This is a genomic window from Nostoc sp. CHAB 5715, assembly GCF_020829685.1.
GTDB lineage: Bacteria > Cyanobacteriota > Cyanobacteriia > Cyanobacteriales > Nostocaceae > Nostoc.
This window is the reverse complement of sequence record NZ_JAIVFR010000773.1, coordinates 1-3685: the sequence shown is the minus strand read 5'-3', so window position 1 is coordinate 3685 and position 3685 is coordinate 1. Positions and strand designations below refer to the sequence as shown.

Below are 3685 nucleotides of genomic sequence, written 5' to 3'. Positions count from 1 at the left end.
TACTGTAGCGGTGTAACTTTCAGCCACCTTTACAAATTGGGTTAATTCTACTACTGCTTTGTTGAATCGTAATGTAGAGACAAGAAAATTCGCGTCTCTACTGGCAGGACAAAAGGGCATAAGCCCGTAGGACTCTATTGAAATACTATGCTGTCCTAAGCTTGAGAGGATGAGTAAAAAAAACTCTACCTGCTCATTGACCAGAAGGGCAACCACTAAAAGTGGAAAACCTGCATTTTTTGGGATCTACGACTTATTTGGAGTAGAATTAACCCAATTTGTAAAGGTGGCTGAAAGTTACACCGCTACAGTAGCGCCAAAAGAGAAAATAATTTCATTTCTGATGGCGAATAATGGTTAAAAGTGCCGTGAAATCAGCAAAATTAATTTCTATGGCAACTATGACCTTTAATTGGTTGTGGACAACCATATATAGAAGTGCTTTTGGCTCCTATCGGCAGTAATTGACCCGTTACACTAGAGTCCTAAGTAGCTCTATGCAAATGCTAAAAAGCCAAATGCCAGCATTTGACTACATCGTTTTTCAGTTTGGAGAGAGTAAGGAAAATTTGAGTATAATGACTGAAACTGCAACCGCGCCATTAACCGGAAAAGCACTACTTGCTAAAGTAAAAGAACTTTCCACTTTACCACGCCGAGAAAGAGCTAAACAGTGCGGCTATTACACTGTTACTAAGAATAACCAGGTTCGTGTCAATCTCACTGATTTTTATGACGCTTTGCTATCGGCTAGAGGGATTCCTCTAAGTCCAGAAGCACCTAAAGATGGTCGTGGTCGTGAACCGACATATCGGGTTAGTGTCCATCAAAATGGTCAGATTGTGATTGGTGCGACATATACCAAAGCAATGGGCTTAAAGGCTGGAGATGAGTTTGAAATTAGGTTGGGATATAAACATATTCACCTGATTCAACTGGGTGAAAGTGACAAAAAACTAACCTCACAAGATATAGACTCCGACGAATCGGATGAAGATTTGGAAGACGAAGAGTAAATTTGCTGATGGTAGGGATAAGTTTCAGGTGATGATAACTTGTCCTTACCCCGACAGCAAACTAGTAGCTCTATTTAGAAAATTTTGTCACAAGTAAAAAATACGATTAGACCCCTTGCAGAAGTCACCAAATTTAGTAGAGTCTTGATTAATCAGCAAGAAATCTATAGTGCAATAAGTCTATCGTGTTTTTTTCGTTTATTTTGATAACTTACTTTGAGTCTCCTGTCAACGCTTTACTGGCGTTTATGGAAAATGCACCAGCACTAGTTGTAGTGATGGCATTTTTTATTTTCTGGATAGTTTGCTGGTTGCCAGTGGCAACAGTATCAGCAATATTGCTCAATTGGCAACCCCCTAAACCTTTACAGCCAGAGCAAAAGATGCCGTTATTGGTGTCACTCTACCTATTAGCTCCCCTAATTCTGTGGGGAATTAGTTGGCTTACCAATAAATCTTTTTCGGATTACGGCTTTGTTGGAAATCTTTCAACTCTTGGTTCTTTAGCACTAGGTTTTGCTTTGGGAGTGATAAGCCTAGCTATTGTATTTAGTGGGCAATTTGGGTTAGGCTGGTGTTCTTTTGAAAAGACGAATTTCAAGTTAGTGCTACCCATCTTGCTACCGATTTTCTTGATAGCGTTATTAGTCGGTGGGATAGAAGAGTTAGTTTTTCGCGGTTTCCTGTTTACTGAATTAACGCAGGATTATCCAGTTTGGGTAGCAGCAGCAATTTCTAGTTTGATATTTGCCTTGCTACACCTAGTTTGGGAGCAACGTGAAACCGCACCTCAACTCCCTGGATTGTGGCTGATGGGAATGGTGCTGGTGTTGGCACGCTTTGCCGATGGCAACAATTTGGGTTTAGCTTGGGGACTGCACGCAGGATGGATATGGGCGATCGCTACCATAGACACAGCAGAATTAATTACTTATACAGGTAAAGTCTCTGACTGGTTCACAGGTAAGAATAAAAAACCCCTAGCTGGCTTGGCAGGAATTATTTGTGTTTTGGGAACTGGAGTAATTATCTGGCTTTTCTCTAGGTATTTTTAACTTTGCGTGAAGGTGCAATATTTGAGAGGCGAGCTTGCAAACGAAGCTTGCCTTTCAAATAATATCTTGCAAAGACGGGCAAGCCATGCATTATTAAATCAGTGAACAGTATGCAGAACGCACAGGGATTAGTGTCAGTATCACGACAAATTAAGACTCAAGAGTTATTGGTAAAGTGACAGTGAACGTAGTGCCAATGCCTTGAGTGCTTTCAACTTGAATATGACCCTGGTGATGTTCGACAATAGCTTGAGCGATCGCTAATCCCAATCCTGAACCAGTAGCACTGGCTGTAGCTGTATTCCCAGTTGTATGAGTCCGTGCCGGATCTACCCGATAAAAGCGGTCAAACAAGCGTGGTAGTGCTTCTGCTGGAATTCCAACACCAGTATCACTCACTTTAACTTGCAACTGGGCGCTGGTATAACGTAGCCCAGAAACGCGATTTATTGCCTCTATCCGTGCCAATTCCACTTTCACCCGTCCACCTGCTGGAGTGTAATGCAAGGCATTAGCAATCAGATTTGTGAACAATTGCACCAGTTGATCCCAATTGCCCACAAGGGTAAACCAATTTTCCAGTAATTCTGGGCTAGTTTCGGAGGCGGGAGGGTCAACTAAGTCTAGAGAAAGAGCGATTTTTTTTTCAGGGACTAACAATTGTTGTTCTTCAACCACCTCCATCAGCAAGGCATCTAGCGGACAAGGTGAAAAAGTATCTTTGCTAATACCACTATCCTGTCGTGCTAAGAACAGTAAGTCATTAACTAACTTACCCAAACGCTGCGTTAACCGTTCCACCACCTTTAATTGTTGTCGATACTGCAAAGAATTAATCGCTTCTGTCTCTGCTAAATCCAAGTCAGCAAGAGCAACTTGCACATTGGTTTGAATCAAAGTAATGGGACTTCTAAGTTCATGAGAAGCATCAGCAGTAAATTGTTTGAGGCGTTGATAAGACTCCCCTACAGGTTCCATCGCTTTACCCGAAAGAAACCAGCCACTTGCGCCCACAGAAATTAGCATTAACCCAATACCTAGCGCTAAATCAAAAATTAACTGGCGACTGGGTTTAGTTACTTCAAACCAGGGATGACTAACACGCAGATATCCTAATACTTGCCGCCCCACTTCCACCCGTTGGGTAACTTGCCGTAATAAGAGTGGGGAGTGGGGAGTAGGGAGTGGGGAGTTAGGAGTGAGGAGTTTATCATCTTTGCCTTTTTTTTTCTCTTCCTTAACTACGCGCACAGTTTCACCAGTGCGGTTGGCATGAATGGGAATATTTAGGGGTTCGGATAGCGTTGACCAGAGTAATTCGCCAGTCGGACTAAACCATTCTAGGTCTATGTGGTCATCTTCTACGGTGTCGGTATTGTCACGAAAACTGGCTTCTACATTAATGCGAAATTTATCTGCATCAGCATTAATTGGCTCAAATATGAGCTTAGATGCACAGGGGCTTGTTGTGAGACAACGCTCCACTATTTCTACTACATGGTTAAGGGTATCGTCAATGCGTTCAATCAGTGTACTGCGGACGTATAAATAAACTCCACTGGCAAACAGTAGTAGTAATACAGCAGTGACAGTAGTATACCAAAGGGCGAGACG

The 3685-nt window shown here is 42.3% G+C and carries 3 protein-coding genes; 2 read left to right on the top strand and 1 reads right to left on the bottom strand.

Going from position 1 to position 3685, the window contains the following annotated elements; translation table 11 throughout:
• Positions 1–578 precede the first annotated feature (578 nt).
• Together LC574_RS30970 and LC574_RS30965 are read left to right on the top strand one after the other, a co-directional pair.
• On the top strand, positions 579–1016 hold the full coding sequence (locus tag LC574_RS30970; protein WP_094350106.1) for an AbrB family transcriptional regulator: 438 nt from the start codon (positions 579–581) through the stop codon (positions 1014–1016).
• A 185-nt stretch (positions 1017–1201) separates the two neighbouring features.
• On the top strand, positions 1202–2071 hold the full coding sequence (locus LC574_RS30965) for a type II CAAX endopeptidase family protein (RefSeq protein WP_229457415.1): 870 nt from the start codon (positions 1202–1204) through the stop codon (positions 2069–2071).
• A 150-nt stretch (positions 2072–2221) separates the two neighbouring features.
• Here LC574_RS30965 and LC574_RS30960 read toward each other — a convergent pair.
• Positions 2222–3685: cell wall metabolism sensor histidine kinase WalK (locus LC574_RS30960; protein ID WP_229457414.1), on the bottom strand; the 1464-nt coding region annotated here is incomplete at its 5' end.

Excerpts from the sequence above, each read along its gene's own strand:
- LC574_RS30970 (WP_094350106.1), top strand. The coding sequence starts at position 579 with ATGACTGAAACTGCAACCGCGCCATTAACCGGAAAAGCACTACTTGCT.